The sequence below is a fragment of the Rhodococcus sp. NPDC060176 genome (genome assembly GCF_042728675.1).
Taxonomy (GTDB): Bacteria; Actinomycetota; Actinomycetes; order Mycobacteriales; family Mycobacteriaceae; genus Rhodococcus_F.
Genome location: NZ_JBHWYS010000001.1, coordinates 736,966 through 752,279 on the forward strand (window position 1 = coordinate 736,966; position 15,314 = coordinate 752,279).

Annotated in this window: 17 protein-coding genes; 9 read left to right on the top strand and 8 right to left on the bottom strand. The window is 62.9% G+C overall.

Annotation, left to right across the window (positions count from 1 at the left end; all coding sequences use genetic code 11):
* Positions 1-32 precede the first annotated feature (32 nt).
* The gene (locus tag ACFWEM_RS03490; RefSeq protein WP_378531197.1) at positions 33-497 is read left to right on the top strand and encodes a nucleoside deaminase; all 465 of its coding nucleotides are present in this window, start codon (positions 33-35) and stop codon (positions 495-497) included.
* Positions 494-1,825, top strand: coding sequence for a cytosine permease (gene codB / locus ACFWEM_RS03495; RefSeq protein WP_378531199.1), 1,332 nt, complete (start codon positions 494-496; stop codon positions 1,823-1,825). Before ACFWEM_RS03490 ends, codB begins: the two co-directional genes overlap by 4 nt.
* A 94-nt stretch (positions 1,826-1,919) precedes the next feature.
* Here codB and ACFWEM_RS03500 read toward each other — a convergent pair whose 3' ends face one another.
* Entirely contained in the window at positions 1,920-2,765 is an 846-nt protein-coding gene (locus ACFWEM_RS03500) for a mechanosensitive ion channel family protein (protein WP_003939801.1), read from the bottom strand.
* A 93-nt stretch (positions 2,766-2,858) separates the two neighbouring features.
* Positions 2,859-3,131: a hypothetical protein gene (locus ACFWEM_RS03505; RefSeq protein ID WP_378531201.1), complete on the bottom strand. Its 273-nt coding sequence runs from the start codon at positions 3,129-3,131 to the stop codon at positions 2,859-2,861.
* Between the two features lie 122 nt (positions 3,132-3,253).
* Between ACFWEM_RS03505 and ACFWEM_RS03510 the strand changes: the two genes are divergently transcribed.
* From ACFWEM_RS03510 to ACFWEM_RS03525, 4 genes are all read left to right on the top strand, one after another.
* Positions 3,254-3,892 carry a DUF2461 domain-containing protein gene (locus ACFWEM_RS03510; protein WP_378531203.1) on the top strand — a complete coding sequence of 213 codons (639 nt, stop codon included), beginning with the start codon at positions 3,254-3,256 and terminating at the stop codon, positions 3,890-3,892.
* A gap of 428 nt (positions 3,893-4,320) precedes the next feature.
* The gene (locus ACFWEM_RS03515) at positions 4,321-5,313 is read left to right on the top strand and encodes an ABC transporter substrate-binding protein (protein WP_378531205.1); all 993 of its coding nucleotides are present in this window, start codon (positions 4,321-4,323) and stop codon (positions 5,311-5,313) included.
* Positions 5,314-5,396: 83 nt separating this feature from the next.
* Entirely contained in the window at positions 5,397-6,179 is a 783-nt protein-coding gene (locus ACFWEM_RS03520) for an alpha/beta fold hydrolase (protein WP_378531208.1), read from the top strand.
* A gap of 74 nt (positions 6,180-6,253) precedes the next feature.
* Complete coding sequence (locus tag ACFWEM_RS03525) at positions 6,254-6,982, top strand: Clp protease N-terminal domain-containing protein (protein WP_378531210.1); 729 nt, start codon at positions 6,254-6,256, stop codon at positions 6,980-6,982.
* 69 nt (positions 6,983-7,051) lie between these two features.
* Here the strand turns inward: ACFWEM_RS03525 and ACFWEM_RS03530 are convergent, their stop codons facing one another.
* Entirely contained in the window at positions 7,052-7,255 is a 204-nt protein-coding gene (locus tag ACFWEM_RS03530) for a cold-shock protein (protein WP_003939930.1), read from the bottom strand.
* Between the two features lie 365 nt (positions 7,256-7,620).
* Here ACFWEM_RS03530 and ACFWEM_RS03535 point away from each other — a divergent pair, with 365 nt between their 5' ends.
* A complete protein-coding gene (locus ACFWEM_RS03535) occupies positions 7,621-8,628 on the top strand; it encodes an ABC transporter substrate-binding protein (RefSeq protein ID WP_378531212.1) in 1,008 nt (335 codons plus the stop codon).
* A 46-nt stretch (positions 8,629-8,674) separates the two neighbouring features.
* The gene (locus ACFWEM_RS03540; protein ID WP_378531214.1) at positions 8,675-9,403 is read left to right on the top strand and encodes a dienelactone hydrolase family protein; all 729 of its coding nucleotides are present in this window, start codon (positions 8,675-8,677) and stop codon (positions 9,401-9,403) included.
* On the opposite strand, the gene ACFWEM_RS03545 is transcribed toward ACFWEM_RS03540, so the two are convergent.
* On the bottom strand, positions 9,404-10,129 hold the full coding sequence (locus ACFWEM_RS03545; protein WP_378531216.1) for an SDR family NAD(P)-dependent oxidoreductase: 726 nt from the start codon (positions 10,127-10,129) through the stop codon (positions 9,404-9,406).
* Positions 10,130-10,201: 72 nt separating this feature from the next.
* Between ACFWEM_RS03545 and ACFWEM_RS03550 the strand changes: the two genes are divergently transcribed.
* On the top strand, positions 10,202-10,741 hold the full coding sequence (locus tag ACFWEM_RS03550) for a MarR family winged helix-turn-helix transcriptional regulator (RefSeq protein ID WP_378531218.1): 540 nt from the start codon (positions 10,202-10,204) through the stop codon (positions 10,739-10,741).
* Here ACFWEM_RS03550 and ACFWEM_RS03555 read toward each other — a convergent pair whose 3' ends face one another.
* Genes ACFWEM_RS03555 through pcaB form a run of 4 tightly spaced genes read right to left on the bottom strand, consistent with a single transcriptional unit; the run spans position 10,742 to position 15,305 of the window.
* Positions 10,742-11,953 (bottom strand): acetyl-CoA C-acetyltransferase, encoded by a 1,212-nt coding sequence (locus tag ACFWEM_RS03555; protein WP_378531220.1) that lies wholly within the window; start codon positions 11,951-11,953, stop codon positions 10,742-10,744. It abuts the gene before it with no gap.
* 24 nt (positions 11,954-11,977) lie between these two features.
* Positions 11,978-12,802, bottom strand: a complete 825-nt coding sequence (locus tag ACFWEM_RS03560; protein WP_378531222.1) for an IclR family transcriptional regulator C-terminal domain-containing protein — start codon at positions 12,800-12,802, stop codon at positions 11,978-11,980.
* On the bottom strand, positions 12,799-13,980 hold the full coding sequence (gene pcaD / locus ACFWEM_RS03565; RefSeq protein ID WP_378531224.1) for a 3-oxoadipate enol-lactonase: 1,182 nt from the start codon (positions 13,978-13,980) through the stop codon (positions 12,799-12,801). The genes ACFWEM_RS03560 and pcaD overlap by 4 nt, the downstream gene beginning before the upstream one ends.
* Positions 13,977-15,305, bottom strand: coding sequence for a 3-carboxy-cis,cis-muconate cycloisomerase (pcaB, locus tag ACFWEM_RS03570; RefSeq protein WP_378531226.1), 1,329 nt, complete (start codon positions 15,303-15,305; stop codon positions 13,977-13,979). The genes pcaD and pcaB overlap by 4 nt, the downstream gene beginning before the upstream one ends.
* Between the last annotated feature and the right edge of the window lie 9 nt (positions 15,306-15,314).

Here is a 15,314-nt window from a genome sequence, read left to right on the forward strand (position 1 = left end):
TCAATGATTTTGGTCAGACTCCAGGAGCGCACATGAACCACCCGGCAGACACCGATGAGTATTTCCTCGGGCTAGCGATCGAACAGGCGAAGATGGGTTGGGAGGAGGGCGGCGTGCCGATCGGCGCGGCACTGATTCATCGCGGCGAGGTGCTTGCAGTTGGACGCAACCGTCGGGTCCAGATGAACAGCGCCATCCGTCACGGCGAGACCGACTGCATCGAGCGAGCCGGTCGGCTCCCGGCCTCGGTGTATCGCGAGTGCGTCCTCTACACGACTTTGTCGCCGTGCTTCATGTGCGCTGGAACTGCTCGTCTCTACGAGATCCCTCGAATCGTCGTCGGCGAGAATCGATCCTTCGAGTCGTCGGAAGAATGGTTGCGTAGCAGCGGAATTCAGATCGACGTCGTCGACGACGCAGAGTGCGTGGCATTGATGGACCGCATGCTGGCCGAGCGCCCGGGCCTGTGGCTCGAAGACATCGGCGAAGTTGTATGAGCAGCGCCGTCGAACCCGCCACGGTCGCAGGTGATTCGGAGAGTGCCGGCCCTCCGGTCGATCCGGACTATCCCGTTACTCCGGTTCCACTTCATGCACGGAAGCCGTTCTTCTCGCTCGCGGTGGTGTTGTTGGGGTTCACCATCTTCACGCCGACGATGTTGGCCGGAGCGGCGCTCGGTACCGCGTTCTCGTTCTGGAAACTGATGGTGGTGATCGCCGCCGGATCTGCCATCTTGGGGGTGTACGTCGCCATGATGGGGTTCGTCGGAGCCCGAACCGGACTGACAACAGTTGTGATGGCGCGCTACAGTTTCGGCACTCGCGGGTCCAAGCTCGCTTCGATCCTGCTCGGAGGTACCCAGATCGGCTGGTACGGAGTGATCATCGGAACGATCGGCGATCTCACCGCGCAGGCATTGGGCTGGGATTCCTATCTCGCCAGGGCGTCGGTGATGATCGCGGCGAGCATCTTGATGTGCATCACCGCCTGCTATGGCTACCGCGGAATGTATTGGGTCTCGCTAGTCTCGACGCCCTTGATCCTCGCGTTGGCCTGCTGGGTCGTATTCCGGTCCCTCGAAGAAGTCGGTGGATTCTCCGGCCTGGTATCGGTTCAATCCGCGACGACCATGACGATCGCGCTCGCAATCACCACGGTGGTCGGCACGTTTGTATCGGCGGGAACGCAGGCGCCCAACTGGACCAGATTTGCCCGTTCCGGATCACAAGCGGTGTGGGCCTGCGTTATCGGGTTCCTCCTCGGAAACGGGTTGATGATCCTGTTCGGCGCCATCGGAGCTATCACGTTCCACGAGGGTGACTTCGTGCTGATTCTCTACAACCTCGGGCTTGTCGGCTGGGGCCTGGTCTTACTGTTCGGGAATCTCTGGAAGAGCAACGCCGACACCGCATACGCCTTCGGGGTGGCCGGCGCCGAATTGTTCAGAAAGCCCCGCAAGACTCCGTTCGTCATCGGTGGATGTGTGATCGGCACGGCACTCGCTCTGACCGGTGTGCATAACCATCTCGTCGACTATCTGAGCCTGCTCGGAACATTCATCCCGCCGTTGGGCGGCGTGATCATCGCGGATTTCCTGTGCCGGTGGCGGCGCGGCATTCCCGAGGATTACATCCCGCGACCGGTGCACTGGCGCAACCTCGCCGGTTATGCCGTCGCAGCGTTCCTCGCCTGGCTTTCCGGTGAGTTCGAGGTGGGAATCCCGCCGCTGATCGGGATCGTGGCAGCCATTGCTCTGACGATGTTCCTGCACAGGGTTTTTGGTAACACATCGGCAAACCGGGAGGTCTCGACCTCCACCGTCTGAATTACGCTTTAGACACAAGCGAGCCCCCGGCGGTATCCACCGCGCCGGGGGCTCGCGTAGTTAATGGGAAGGGCTGCTGACTCCGTCCCAACAATCATCGCAACACAGGCAGGTAGGGTGCCTCGATACCCTGCTCTTCGAATGCAGTCAGTGCCGAGCGCGCAAACGCGCGCTGGACCGCCCATTGGCGGCCAGGCTTGACCTGCGCCGTCACTCGGATGGTAATCGCCTCGGCAGTAACCGAATTGACTCCCAGCATCTCAGGCTTGTCGATCATGTCCGCCCTGATCGGTTCGGACTCCGCCGCCTCGAGGACAGCTCGCGTCGCCACCTCGCACGCTTTGTGCACGTTCGCGTTGTGGGCGATCGGGAGATCGAGAACGGCAGTGGCGTAACCCTGACTCATGTTGCCGACTCGCAGGATTTCGCCGTTGCGGCAGTACCACAAGGTGCCGTTGACATCTCGAATCGTGGTGACACGCAGGCCCACTGTTTCGACGGTCCCGACCGCGTCGCCGAGATCGACGACGTCGCCGACGCCGTACTGATCCTCGAGCAGCATGAAGATGCCGGAGAGGAAGTCACGCACCAGGTTCTGTGCACCGAAACCGATGGCAAGACCGATGACGCCGGCTGATGCGATGAACGGCGCGACGTTGATCCCGAGGATGCCGAGAATCTGTAGCACACACCAGACGAGGATCACGATGGACACCGTCGATTTGAGTACCGAACCGATGGTCCGCGCCCGCTGCGATCTGCGTTCGTTCACCTTGGCGTTCGGAGACTTGCGGGGCTTCGACATTCGGTCGATCCCGCGGTGCAGTGCGAAGCGCAGCACTACTGCGAGCGCCACGTAGATTGCGATCTCGACAGGTCGGTGAATCAGCCAGTCTCGGTTGGTGTCGGTCAGTTCCCATGCTTGTATTTCGGAAATCATCCCCATGCAGTCTACGGATTCCGGGCGATCCGGGCATCGTTGCAGGGCAACACCTCTTTGATGCCAGGGATACGCGGTTGACTTGGTTGGGTTCTATTGGTGTGGGTGCCAACCGGTGGGCGGTGCCGGTGGAGGGCTCTGCGAAGCTTGCACTGATCCGTATTGTTGAGCCGCGGCGGATCGCGGTGCGGCAGCGGCACGCATGCGAGCCGAAAGTGCCACAGCAAGTGCTGCTATCGCAGTCACCAACGCGATGACGGCGATGACAAGAACGGGAATGTTGACTGGGGCTTCCACTACCACCGGGGTTGGTTGGAAGACTTCTTGGGCCAGTAGATCCGTGAATACCGACAGTCTCGGTGTCATGTGTTCCCTCCGTGAGTAATTGTTGTTCCACCTGGCCATGTTTCGGTCAATTCGCGGGCGCGGCAAGAGTCCATTCGGATGACAAGTCGGTTGTGCGTGTCAGCTCGGACTAGGCTTACGACATGGCTGCGTTCACTGGCATACCCGTTGCTGCACTCGATTTCTACGAAGACCTAGAGGCCGACAACAGCAAGACGTGGTGGGCAGCGCACAAGGAGACGTACGACGAGGTAGTTCGTCGTCCGATGGCGTCGTTGACCGCAGCGTTGGAAGACGAATTCGGCTCAGCCAAGCTCTTTCGGCCGTATCGTGACGTTCGATTCTCGAAGGACAAGATTCCGTACAAGACGCATCAGGGCGCGTTCGTCGGTCTCGCCGAGAGCTGTGGCTACTACGTGCAGATCGACGCAGCAGGGTTGATGGTGGCCGGCGGGTTCTACGCCAGCAGCTCGGAGACCATCGCGCGTTATCGTGCGGCTGTCGACGACGACGTTCGGGGACCGGAGCTCGAGAAGATCCTGGCCTCCGTCGAGAAGGCCGGATTCACGATCGGCGGCGACAAGCTCAAGACTGCGCCTCGCGGGTACACGGTGGACCACCCGCGAATCGAGTTGCTGCGTCACAAGTCGCTGACTGCTGGTCGTACTTACCCAAGTCCGCCGTGGCTGGACAGCGCCAGGACATTGAAGGAAGTTCGCAAGGCGTGGCGCGCACTGACGCCTTTGGTCGAGTGGTCCGGGCAGGTGCTCGGACCGAACTGACCGTCCGACAAAAAGTGTGACGCAGCCGTAGGAGAGTTCACCTCGAGTTCATCGAAACTCGAGACGCCTGGGGCTACCGTGGTGTGTGTAACCCAAAGTTTCGGCACCGCTTCGAGTCGCAACGCCGCAGTTCGAAGCCATTTTCTCTCGATCGACATCGTGAACAACCCGTGTCAGTGGAGACCATCATGGCTATGTTTTTTGCTCTCGTCCTGATCATCTCGGTTCTCGGAATCGTCGGCACCTACCTCGCGTTCAGCGCGGTCTACTTCGTCGAGATGCGCAAGCTCGACAAGTAGGGCGGCTCGATTTGGCCTGATTCGACTATTTCTGGGCCGATCGCGACGACCCTCTCTGCGTACGCTGTTAGGGCATCCTTATCCGCTCCCAACAGTGGATGAATCATTTCTTCTGGAGGTTCGACACGCATGCCCGCTCAATCCACGCTCTTGCTTCCCGAGGGTTACTCCGACAACCGCCTCGTCTCGGATCTCACTCGTCGGCAATTCGGCTTCGGCGCCGGAATCGCCGGACTGGGCGCGTTCCTGGCGGCGTGCGGTGACAGCGGAAGCAGTTCGGGCGAAACCGAAATGCGTTCCGTGACGACACCTCTCGGAACATACGACATTCCTGTCAATCCGAAGAGAGTTGTCGCGATCGACTCTCGGCTCGACCTCGAACCTGCTGTAGCTCTGGAACTTCCGCTCGTCGGCTACACGTACGCCCAGGCGACGCCGTGGGTGCCTATCGATTCGTCGGTACCGTTCCTGTCGGAGATCCCCAACCGCGAGCAGATCTTGGCGCTCGAGCCCGACCTGATCGTGTGCCTGAACTACGAGAGCGAGTGGTGGCCGGTGGCCGAGATGTCCACCATCGCACCGGTTCTGACGACAGAGTTCACCGACGACTGGCGCACCAACCTCTCGCGGCTGTCGGGCTGGCTCGGTCGAACGGCCACACTCGATCGATTGACGCTCGACTACGACAATCTGATTTCCGACATCCGCAGTCGTCATGCCGAGAAGATTGCGTCCAAGACCGTCGCCAGTGTCTCGTTCATGCCCGACACGAACACGCTGTACGTCACGAGCATCCGTACCTCTGAGAAGGGCGACAAGCCCAGCGACATGACGCTCGGCGACATCGGTGGCAAAACTGCCACCTCGGAGGGGCTTGATCCCGAGGGCGGGGTCAGCCTCGAGGGCCTCGACGTGCTGGCCGGCGTCGACGGCTTCATGATCACCGAAAACGAGGACAGTGCGGCGTACCAGGCATTGGTGGCGAGCAAGCTGTGGCAGCGACTCCCGGCAGTGCAGGCGGGCAACGTCACCAGTCTGGGTGGCTCCACGTTCTACGGTTCGATCTACACGATTTCCTACGTGGCGCAGGGCTGGGATGCCCTCTACAACAAAATCGGCTGAAGCCCCTGCCGACTGGAGCGATGAGTTTCGGTAGCGCGGGCGGTCTAATCAGGTAGGCGTTGACCAGACCTGAGGAGATCGACGTGAAAACAGAGCAATCCCCAGAGGTGGTGCAATCCCGCGACGGTACGACCATCGCGTACGAACGCTCCGGTGCCGGACCAGCAGTAGTCCTGGTCGCCGGAGCGTTCTGCGATCGAGGATGGTTCGATTCTCTCGCTGCGGAGTTGGCGGCGGACTTCACGGTGTATTCGTACGACAGGCGCGGGCGCGGGGACAGCAGTGACAGCCACGCGTTCTCGATCGACGACGAGGTGGAGGATTTGCGAGCAGTCGTCGCGGCCACCGGTGAAACACCGCTGGTCTACGGATTGTCGTCGGGTGCGGCGCTGGCGTTGGAAGCCGCTGCGCAGGCCGTTCCGATGCGTAAGCTCGCCGTCTACGAGGCGCCGTACATGGACGACCAGCAGGACGAAACCGTCCAAAGTGATCTGGAGCGGTTGATTGCGGCCGGCGACAGGGAGGGTGCTGTGACCCGTTTTCTGGACCTGACCGGCGCGTCTCCGGAGATGGTCGACGAGATCAAGCGGAGTGCCGATTGGCCCGACATGTGCGCCATCGCGCACACCTTGCCCTATGACGTCGCTGTGTGTGACCACGGCTGCGAGTCGCTCGACTGGCTGGCCTCGATTACCGTCCCCACGTTGGTTATGTACGGCGGTGACAGTGGTCGATGGGCGCCTGCTTCGGCAATGCGAATCGCCGCAAAAGTCTCGGGAACAAATACTTTGGAGATCCCCGGCCAGGGTCACGGCGTCGCTGATGGCGCCATTCTTCCGGCTTTGCGCGAGTTCTTTTCCGGTTAGTCGTTTGGCGGCAACAAGAAATCATCGTCAACTCGGGGTTGACGTTTTCGAGTGCGTCAACCTAAGGTTGACGCATGAGCAAACCAGTGGAAATGACCAACAAGGTCCGGCTCGACGACCTCATCGACGCGATCAAAAAGGTGCACACCGACGCGCTCGACCAACTGTCCGACGCCGTGATCGCCGCTGATCATCTCGGTGAAGTTGCAGACCATCTGATCGGCCACTTCGTCGACCAGGCGCGCAGGTCGGGAGCGTCGTGGACGGAGATCGGCGCGAGCATGGGTGTCTCGAAGCAGGCTGCGCAGAAGCGGTTTGTTCCCAAGGCGCCGAGTGATCAGAAGCCGATGGATCCGAACGAAGGGTTCAACCGGTTCACCCCGCGGGCGAAGAACGTCGTCATGGCCTCGCAGAACGAAGCCCGCGCTGCCGGCAACGCAGAGATCCAGCCTGAGCACCTGCTCCTGGGGCTTGTCGAGGAGCCTGCCGGGTTGGCTGCGAAGGCGATAGTCGCGCAGGGGGTGGAGCTTGGCTCCGTTCGGGACGCGGTGGCCTGTGTACTACCGGCTCCGACTTCCGAACTACCAGAACTCATTCCGTACGACGCTCGTGCGCGCAAGGTTCTGGAACTGACGTTCCGTGAGGCTCTTCGCCTGGGCCACAACTACATCGGCACCGAGCACATCCTGCTCGCACTACTCGAACTCGAAGACGGATCAGGTGTTCTGGCTGACCTCGGAATCTCGAAATCGGTTGCGGAGTCGAACATCGTGGGAGCTTTGGCCGTCATTCAGGATCAGTGATTCATGTGTGAGCCTGATGCAGAAGAGGGCCGCACCCTTGCGGGTGCAGCCCTCTTCTTGTGTCACTGATTAGACAGCGCGCACATTGGTGGCCTGAGGACCCTTCTGGCCCTGGCCAACCTCGAACTCCACACGCTGGTTCTCGTCGAGCGACTTGTAGCCGTTGCCCGAGATTTCAGAGTAATGAACGAACACGTCCGGTGTTCCGTCGTCGGGAGCGATGAAACCAAAGCCCTTTTCGCCGTTGAACCACTTCACGATGCCCTGTGCCATACCGATACTCCCTACAAACTCGATCCGGGCCCTCACATCGAAGTCCCGATCTCGATGTGTCTATCCTCCCATGCCGCGCAAGTCGAACGGTGGGCGACGTGCAGAAGCGAGTTTGTCAGGGGCCGACAAGGAGGAGGGATACCGATCTTCGGCACTTGTCTGATCAATCCGTCGAAGGCCTGGACTCGTGGCTCGCATGCCAGCCTGCGGGGCTAGACCAGCGAGAAAGCTGCCCAGCGCGGTTCTCGCGCTCGGATCGTTCGAAGTCGACAACGTAGGGACCCCATGGGAGCTGAGGGTGGGCTAACCTCTCATTCGCTGTGCCCTCGGCGCGCGCAGCAGACGCCGAGTAGGAGAGTGCGCACATGTACGGAACGATTCGCGAATCACCCACGACTGCTGACCTTGTGGATCAGCTCAACCGCCGCGGGTTCTTCGGTGTAGGCGCAGCGGCAGCGGCGGCCATCCTTGCGGGTTGTTCGACGTCGTCAGATTCCGCTGACGCCGGCGAGCAACGCCAGGTGATCAACGCGCTCGGGACCACGACGATCTCGGGAAAGCCGGAAAGGATCGTTGTCGCCAGCGACTTCACGGATCTCGAATTTCTCCTGTCCCTCGGCGTGCACCCCGTCGCCTACGGCAATACTGGAGCGTGGGACCGCGGCGCTCTGCCGTGGCAGAGCACCGCGGGAATAGCTGATCTCGAAAGCTTCGACACCACAGGCGAAATCAACCCGGAAATCATCGCGCGCTACTCGCCGGACCTCATCATCGGAATGAAGACTTATCTCGAACCGGCGGCTGAGAAGCTCAGTCAGATCGCGCCGGTCGTGGCGTTGGACTGGACCACGTCGTGGCGGGACGGCGTCGCCACGGTCGGGCAGGCCGCTTTTGTCGACGAGGCTGCTACGGCGGCGATCGCCCGGACCGACGCTCTCATCGCCGATACCGCTGCTTCGCTGAACGGTTTGGGTGGCAAGGCGATCATGATCGGCTCGATGTACGGCGACCAGTTGTACGTGCAAGGTGATGCCAGTGCGCCCGGGGTTCTGCTGCGCGAACTCGGACTCAACTATCGCGGATACAACGCCGAGCAGATGGCTGCGCTGTCGATTGAGCAGGCCGAAGTACTCGCGCCCGCAGACATTCTGCTCAGCCTCGCTTCTGATCCGGAGGCGACGGCGAGGTTGGAGAACTTCGCAGTCTTCCAGAACCTCCCCGCCGTGAAGGCGCGAGCCTACGCGCCTGTCGAACTTCTGCTCTCGAATGCCTTCGTCGACAATTTCGGTCCACTGAGCGCGCCCTACGCTTTGCCTCAACTCGCGGAGGTCTTGACCGGACTCGCGGCAGGCCAGGGGAAACAGCTCGCCTGACCTCGCTTCCGAGCCTGCGGACGCTACCTCGGCCTAGCATCGAGACATGGTGGACATAGATCTGACGGGCCGCGCCGCAGTAGTCGGCGGATCACAACCGCTGCGAGCGATACTCGAAACCCCCACTACCCCCACTACCCCCGGCCCGTGGCCGGGGGTAGTGATGATTCACGAGGCCTTCGGGCTCGAAGAGGTAATGCAGCGGCAAGCCAAGCGACTGGCCGCAGCGGGGTTCTTGACGCTCGCTGTCGACCTGTACAGCGCGGGTGGAGCGAAGCGGTGCCTCGTGCCCACCATGACGTCGATGCTTCGAGGGCACGGTAAGGCGTTCACCGACATCGAAGTCGCTCGCAGTTGGCTGGTGGAATCCCCGGACTGCACCGGAAAGATCGGTGTCATCGGATTCTGTATGGGTGGTGGCTTCGCGATGGTCAGCGCCGGAGATTTCGATGCTGCCTCGGTCAACTACGGTCAGCTTCCACGCAAACTCGATGAGGCCGTGGTGGATGCGTGCCCGATCGTCGGGAGTTTCGGAGGCAAGGACTTCTCGCTCCGGGGTGCGGCAGCGAAGCTGGAGACGGCGCTCAGCAATGCCGGTATCGAGAACGACGTCAAGGAGTACCCCACAGCCGGCCACGCGTTCCTCAACGACGCGGAGGCCGGACCCAAGGTCCTTCGTCCGCTGGAGCGAATCCTCGGAATCGGTCCCGATCCTGTTGCAGCGCAGGATGCCTGGAAACGCATCGACTCGTTCTTCGAGCGTCACCTGGCCTGATCAGCGACTGGTTCTCTCGCCCCCGTTGACTGCCAATACCTGACCGGTGATCTGCCGCGCACCCGGTGAGGCAAGGAAGTGGACGGCCGACGCGATGTCGTCCGGAGTTCCGGCGCGCTTGGTGCTGGTGGATTCGATCAACATCGCGCGACGATCGTCCGTCAGAAAGTCTCGGAAGAACTCGGTGTCAGCGATGTAACCGGGGGAGACGATGTTCGCCGTGATGCCTTCGGGGCCCAGTTCGGCGGCCAGGTCGATATTCCACGTCGCAACTGCGGCTTTGGCGGCGCCGTACGCACCCGCACCCTTGTCGGCGGCGATCGATCCGATGGTGATGACGGCACCGCCGCTGGGAATTCGATCGCGAACTGCGGCCGTGGTCAACACTGCCGAGATCAGATTGGAGTCCAGATTGGCACGCCACGCGGTGGCCAGGGATTCCAGATCTGACGGTGCCTCGCGGTCGAAGTCCGTGTTGCCACCGGCGCAGTGAACGACGACGTCGATGGTTCCGGGAAGCGAATCCTGCAGCCGTTTCAGGCCTTTCGGGTCGGAGTTGTCACACGTCACGGCGTGAACATCGGCCCCCAACTCCCGTGCGGTCTTTTCGAGTGGTTCCGTGCGTCGGCCGGTGACAAAAACTGTGTCTCCGTCTCGGGCGAACGCGCCCGCTACTGCGCGCCCGATCCCTGTTCCGCCGCCGGTTACCAGAACTGTGCGTGTCATGCCTACCTCCGTGAGCTACGTTTAGACCTATACGAAGAACGTATCATTTAGAGCTAAACGAGGTGTGCAGTGGTGGGCGACTACAACCCGGACGACGCGGTGGACGCGGTTGCGTTGGCCTGGCTTCGCGAGAGGCCGGGCACGCCCGTAGAAGGTATCGGCATCGTGACCAGGCTGTGGATGTGCGCCAAGCTGCTGGGGGAAGATCGCCGACGGGTACTTGCCTCGGCAGGTGCGGACACGGCGACACTGGATCTACTCAGCGTCCTGCGGCGATCCGGCGAGCCGTATCAGTTGACGACTCGCCAGATCACCGAGCAGACCGGAGTCACGGCCGGTGCGATCTCGCAGCGACTCGCGCGCGCGGAAAACGCGGGTCTGGTGGAGAGATCTCCCGCCGCGGAGGGGTCACGAATTGTGCTCGTGACACTCACTGCCGCCGGCCACGAGTTGGTGGAGCAATTGGTGGACCGAGTTCTCGGCCGTGAAGCCGAACTGACGTCGATGCTTTCCGAGCAGCAGCAGGCCCAACTCACCGACCTGTTGCGTGTCTTTCTCGACGGTCTACGAGGCGAACTCGGAGACCCCGGCGTTGCACACGTCGGGGCTTGATCAGGACAGGCGCTCGAACACCGCAGCCAGGCCCTGCCCGCCGCCGATGCACATCGTCTCGAGGCCGTAACGCGCTTCGCGACGGTCCATCTCGCGCAACAGGGTGGCCAGGATTCGTCCACCCGTGGCACCGACCGGATGTCCGAGGGAGATGCCGGAGCCGTTGGGGTTGATGCGCGGGTCGTCGGCTTCGAGCTTCCAGGTCCGCAGGACTGCAAGTGCCTGTGCCGCAAAGGCTTCGTTGAGTTCGATGACATCCATGTCCTCCAGGGTCAGCCCGAGTCGGCCGAGTGCCTTCTCCGACGCCGGCACGGGGCCGATGCCCATGGTGCGCGGCGGAACGCCCGCAACGCTCCAACTCGCCAGGCGTGCGAGCGGTCGCAGTCCGAGAGCACGGGCCTTATCGACGGTGGTGACGATCGCCAGTGCTGCGCCGTCGTTCTGACCGCTGGCATTACCTGCCGTGACAGTGGAGTCGGGGTCGATCTTTCCGCGCATGGGTCGAAGGCGCGCAAGCGATTCCATCGAGGTGTCGGCGCGCGGATGCTCGTCGGTGTCGACGAGGAGGGCCTCACCCTTGCGCTGCGGAACGGATACCGGAACGATTTCCTCGGCGAAGACGCCGTTCTTCTGTGCGGCGACGGCACGCTGATGGGACTGCACCGCGAGTGCGTCCTGATCTTCGCGGCTGATGGAGAACTCGGCGCGCAGGTTCTCCGCTGTTTCGATCATTCCGCCGGGGACCGGGAAGTCGCGTCCACCGGCTGTGACGCGGGCACGAGCGAGCCGATCGCTGAGTGCGACACCCTCACCCTTGACGCCCCAACGCATTCCGGTCGCGTAAAACTCGGCCTGGCTCATCGACTCGGCACCGCCGGCGAGGACCAGATCACTGCCACCGGACTGAACCTGCATGACAGCCTGGATGATTGCCTGCAATCCCGATCCGCACCGGCGATCGACCTGCATGCCAGGAACGTCCACACCTAGACCGGCGTTCAGCGCCGCGATGCGTCCGATCGCAGGGGCCTCGCCGTTCGGTGAAGCCTGGCCGAGGATGACGTCGTCGATCTCCGCGCCGGAAATGCCGGTACGCGTGACGAGTTCGGTGATCAGCGTCGAGGCGAGATCTTCCGGGGCAACGTCGCGGAATACACCGCCGAAGCGGCCGACAGGGGTGCGGAGCGGTTCACAGATGACAACGTCAGACATTGGTTCTTCCTTGGGTCTGCCCGATCAGCGAGTAGCTGCCGAGTGATTGTTGGACGACTGAGTACGTCCGAGATCGATGGAGATGGCGTCTGCGGTGGCGACTGCGGCCGGAACCAGTTCATCGCGAACAGCTTCGGCGCTGTAGCGGGCAGCCTGGGTGGAGATGTTGACGGCCGCGACCACGTCACCGGTTGCGTCCCGGATGGGTGCGGCGAGAGAGCGCAGACCCTCTTCGAGTTCTTGATCGACTATCGCGAATCCGTCGGCGCGAATCTTCTCGAGTTCGGCGCGCAGTCCGTCGGCGGTCGAGATGGTCTTGCCGGTCAGCCGGGCGAAGGACACTCGGGCGAGGTAGGCGTCCAATGCGTCGTCCGGCAAGCCGGCGAGCAGGACCCTGCCCATGGACGTCGCATAGGCGGGAAAGCGCGTGCCGATGGTGATGGACACCGTCATGATGCGGCTGACCGGAACACGAGCCACGTAGACGACGTCGTCACCGTCGAGGATCGACACGGACGTGGATTCACGGACCTTGGCGGACAAAGCTTCCAGATGCGGCCCGGCAATCTCGGGGAGAGACAGACTGGACAGGTAGCTGTAGCCGAGTTCGAGGACGCGAGGCGTCAACCAGAACACCGAACCGTCAGTACGTACGTATTCGAGTTCGACGAGTGTGAGCAGGAAGCGGCGAGCGGTCGCACGCGTGAGATCGGTGTGCCTGGCAACCTCGCTGAGGGTGCGACGCGGGTGCTCACCGTCGAAAGCCTTGATGACGGAAAGCCCACGGGCCAGCGACTGCACGTAGTCCGGGGACGGTCCCGGCGCCTGCTCGCTGCTGTTCTCACTCATGTTGTCTCGTTCTCCTCAGGTTCGGCCGAGAGGTCCGCGAGTGCTTGCTTTCCCAGCGCAAAAGCCAAGTTGCTGTTCGGCACACCCGCGTAGACCGCGGTATGGAGAAATACTTCCACGAGTTCGTCGGGATCGATCCCGGCACGCAGCGCAGCGCGAATGTGCATGTCGAGTTCGTGTTCGTTGCCGACGGCGGTGAGGATCGCGAGAGTGAGGAGCCTGCGGGTGTGGTGATCGAGGCCGGGGCGTGACCAGATGTCGCCCCACGCCGTGCGAGTGATGAAGTCCTGGAACGGGGCCGTGAATTCGGTGGCACCAGCAATGGAACGGTCGACGTGGGCGTCGCCGAGCACCTGGCGTCGTACGGTCATGCCTGCCGACACCGCGGCGCTACGTTGGGCGAGCGCAGATGTGTGCGAGGCGATATGCGTGGCAAGTAGTTTGGTGACGCGCCCGGCCTGCTCGACGCTGGTGAGGTGTGCGCCGGGATCAACGACGTGCAGCACCGCGTCGGCGATACCGTCGGCGATCGCGCTCAACGTCGCCGGAGGCGTCGCTGGATCCTGCTCGCCCGCGATGAGGAGCGTCGGAGCGACGATGCGGGCCAGGTCGGCGCGGCCGTCCCACACCGAAAGTGCCTCGCAGCAAGCGGCATAGCCCTCGTCAGGTGTGGCTTCGACCATTGCGACGTGGCGGGCAACTAGTTCCGGATCGTTGTCGGCCAGTCCCGGCGTGAACCAGCGTCCGACCACGGCGGCCGCGATGGATGCAATTCCGTCCGCTCGGACTGCCTGGGCGCGATCGATCCACGGCTGAGCCGGGGCGAACTGCGCGGACGTGCACATCAAGGTCAACGTCTCGACGCGAGTGGGGTGGTGCGCGGCGATCCACTGGCTGACGGCGCCGCCGAGGGAGAGCCCAACGAGATGTACGGACTCGAGTTCGAGCGTATCGAGGAGAGCGATGACATCGCCGGCAAGATCGGCGATGGAATAGGGGCCCGCGGGGACCGGCGACTTGCCATGGCCGCGATGGTCGACGGCGATGACGCGGTACCGATTCGACAGCGCGTGAATCTGCGGCTGCCACATGGACAGATCGGACCCGAGTGAACCCAGGAGAACTACTGCGGGAGCATCAGGATTGCCGGTCTGTTGAAAGTTGAGCGCGACGCTCATCGAGATCCTCCTGTAGGGCGTTCGGCGAGGGCACGGTCGACCAGATCGGTGGCGTGGCCCAGATAGTGTGCGGGGTCGAGTAGTTCGGCGATCTCCGCTTCGCTCAGGTGCTCGGCGATGGCGGGATCACGATCCAACCTGATTCCGGAAGTGGCTGCCGCTGTGACGATGTCGCGTGCTCGATCGGTGTGCGCGGACAGTGCCTGGGTGACCCGCTCGGCGAGAATCAGGCCACCGGTGATGTCGAGATTGCGTGCCATCGACTCGGTGTGCACTTGCAGGCCGGTGAGGCTGACGGAAAGCTGGTGCGCTGCTCCGCCTGCCAGACGCAGGAGTTCGGTGACGGTTTCCCACTCGGCGTGCCAGGGGCCTGCAGCGCGGGCGAATTCGTGATCCATGTTCGACAGGGCTGTGGCGACCAGTGCGGGAGCACGTCGCGCTGCTGCGCGGGCGGTGATGGCCGCGACGGGATTCTGCTTGTGCGGCATGGCCGATGAGCCGCCCGGAGCGCTTTCGGCGACCTCGGAGAGTTCGGTGGACGCCATGACGGTGATGTCGGTGGCGGGCTTGGAAACAGCGCCGGCGACGATACCGAGCGTCGTCGCGAGTTCTGCGATGGTCACGCGGTCGGTGTGCCAGGGAGCAACCTGCCTGGCCAGGCCGAGTTCGTCTGCCAGCGCGTCGGCGATCCTGAGCCCGTCGGGATACGACGCAGCGAGTGTGCCTGCGGCGCCGCCGAACTGAACCGGCAACGTGGACAGCACGATCTCGAGGCGGATCGCGGCGGCGTCGAGTGCCGTGAACCAACTCGAGGCCAGGAGGCCGAAAGTGGTCGGAAGTGCCTGCTGGCCCAGAGTTCTCGCGACCATCGGAGTGGAGCGATGGAGGCGGGCGAGGTGGGCGGCGGAATCGGCGGCGCGCGTCAGGTCGGCAAGAACCACCGCGCCCGCGCGTCGCGTCAACAGCATCAGTGCACAGTCCATGATGTCCTGGCTGGTGGCTCCCGGATGCACCACCGAGGCAGGTACACCTTCCTGTCCCACCCTTTCGCGAAGCATCTTCACCAGCGGGATGACAGGGTTTCCACCGGCTGCCGACGCCCGGCCGAGCGCCACGATGTCCAGACCACCCGGTTGAGAGAGTTCGGCCGCTGCAGCAGCCACCGCGGCGCAATGTTCCCCGTCCGCCAATCCGACGGTGGCCATCGCGCAGCTCAGCGCGGCTTCCACGTCGAGCAACGCGGTGACCCACGCCTGGTCGGACAGGTGTTCCGCTACTCGGGTGGCCCCGAACACCGGATCGAACAGTGCGCCGCGAGTGGGCATGTGTACTCC

What these genes read in the sequence shown, in the direction of transcription:
- pcaD (WP_378531224.1), bottom strand. Translation starts at nt 13,980, where the DNA reads ATGAGCGTCGCGCTCAACTTTCAACAGACCGGCAATCCTGATGCTCCC.
- ACFWEM_RS03525 (WP_378531210.1), top strand. Translation starts at nt 6,254, where the DNA reads ATGAGCAAACCAGTGGAAATGACCAACAAGGTCCGGCTCGACGACCTC.
- ACFWEM_RS03545 (WP_378531216.1), bottom strand. Translation starts at nt 10,129, where the DNA reads ATGACACGCACAGTTCTGGTAACCGGCGGCGGAACAGGGATCGGGCGC.
- ACFWEM_RS03535 (WP_378531212.1), top strand. Translation starts at nt 7,621, where the DNA reads ATGTACGGAACGATTCGCGAATCACCCACGACTGCTGACCTTGTGGAT.
- ACFWEM_RS03510 (WP_378531203.1), top strand. Translation starts at nt 3,254, where the DNA reads ATGGCTGCGTTCACTGGCATACCCGTTGCTGCACTCGATTTCTACGAA.
- ACFWEM_RS03555 (WP_378531220.1), bottom strand. Translation starts at nt 11,953, where the DNA reads ATGTCTGACGTTGTCATCTGTGAACCGCTCCGCACCCCTGTCGGCCGC.
- ACFWEM_RS03560 (WP_378531222.1), bottom strand. Translation starts at nt 12,802, where the DNA reads ATGAGTGAGAACAGCAGCGAGCAGGCGCCGGGACCGTCCCCGGACTAC.
- ACFWEM_RS03540 (WP_378531214.1), top strand. Translation starts at nt 8,675, where the DNA reads ATGGTGGACATAGATCTGACGGGCCGCGCCGCAGTAGTCGGCGGATCA.
- ACFWEM_RS03530 (WP_003939930.1), bottom strand. Translation starts at nt 7,255, where the DNA reads ATGGCACAGGGCATCGTGAAGTGGTTCAACGGCGAAAAGGGCTTTGGT.
- pcaB (WP_378531226.1), bottom strand. Translation starts at nt 15,305, where the DNA reads ATGCCCACTCGCGGCGCACTGTTCGATCCGGTGTTCGGGGCCACCCGA.
- ACFWEM_RS03505 (WP_378531201.1), bottom strand. Translation starts at nt 3,131, where the DNA reads ATGACACCGAGACTGTCGGTATTCACGGATCTACTGGCCCAAGAAGTC.
- ACFWEM_RS03490 (WP_378531197.1), top strand. Translation starts at nt 33, where the DNA reads ATGAACCACCCGGCAGACACCGATGAGTATTTCCTCGGGCTAGCGATC.
- ACFWEM_RS03500 (WP_003939801.1), bottom strand. Translation starts at nt 2,765, where the DNA reads ATGATTTCCGAAATACAAGCATGGGAACTGACCGACACCAACCGAGAC.
- codB (WP_378531199.1), top strand. Translation starts at nt 494, where the DNA reads ATGAGCAGCGCCGTCGAACCCGCCACGGTCGCAGGTGATTCGGAGAGT.
- ACFWEM_RS03515 (WP_378531205.1), top strand. Translation starts at nt 4,321, where the DNA reads ATGCCCGCTCAATCCACGCTCTTGCTTCCCGAGGGTTACTCCGACAAC.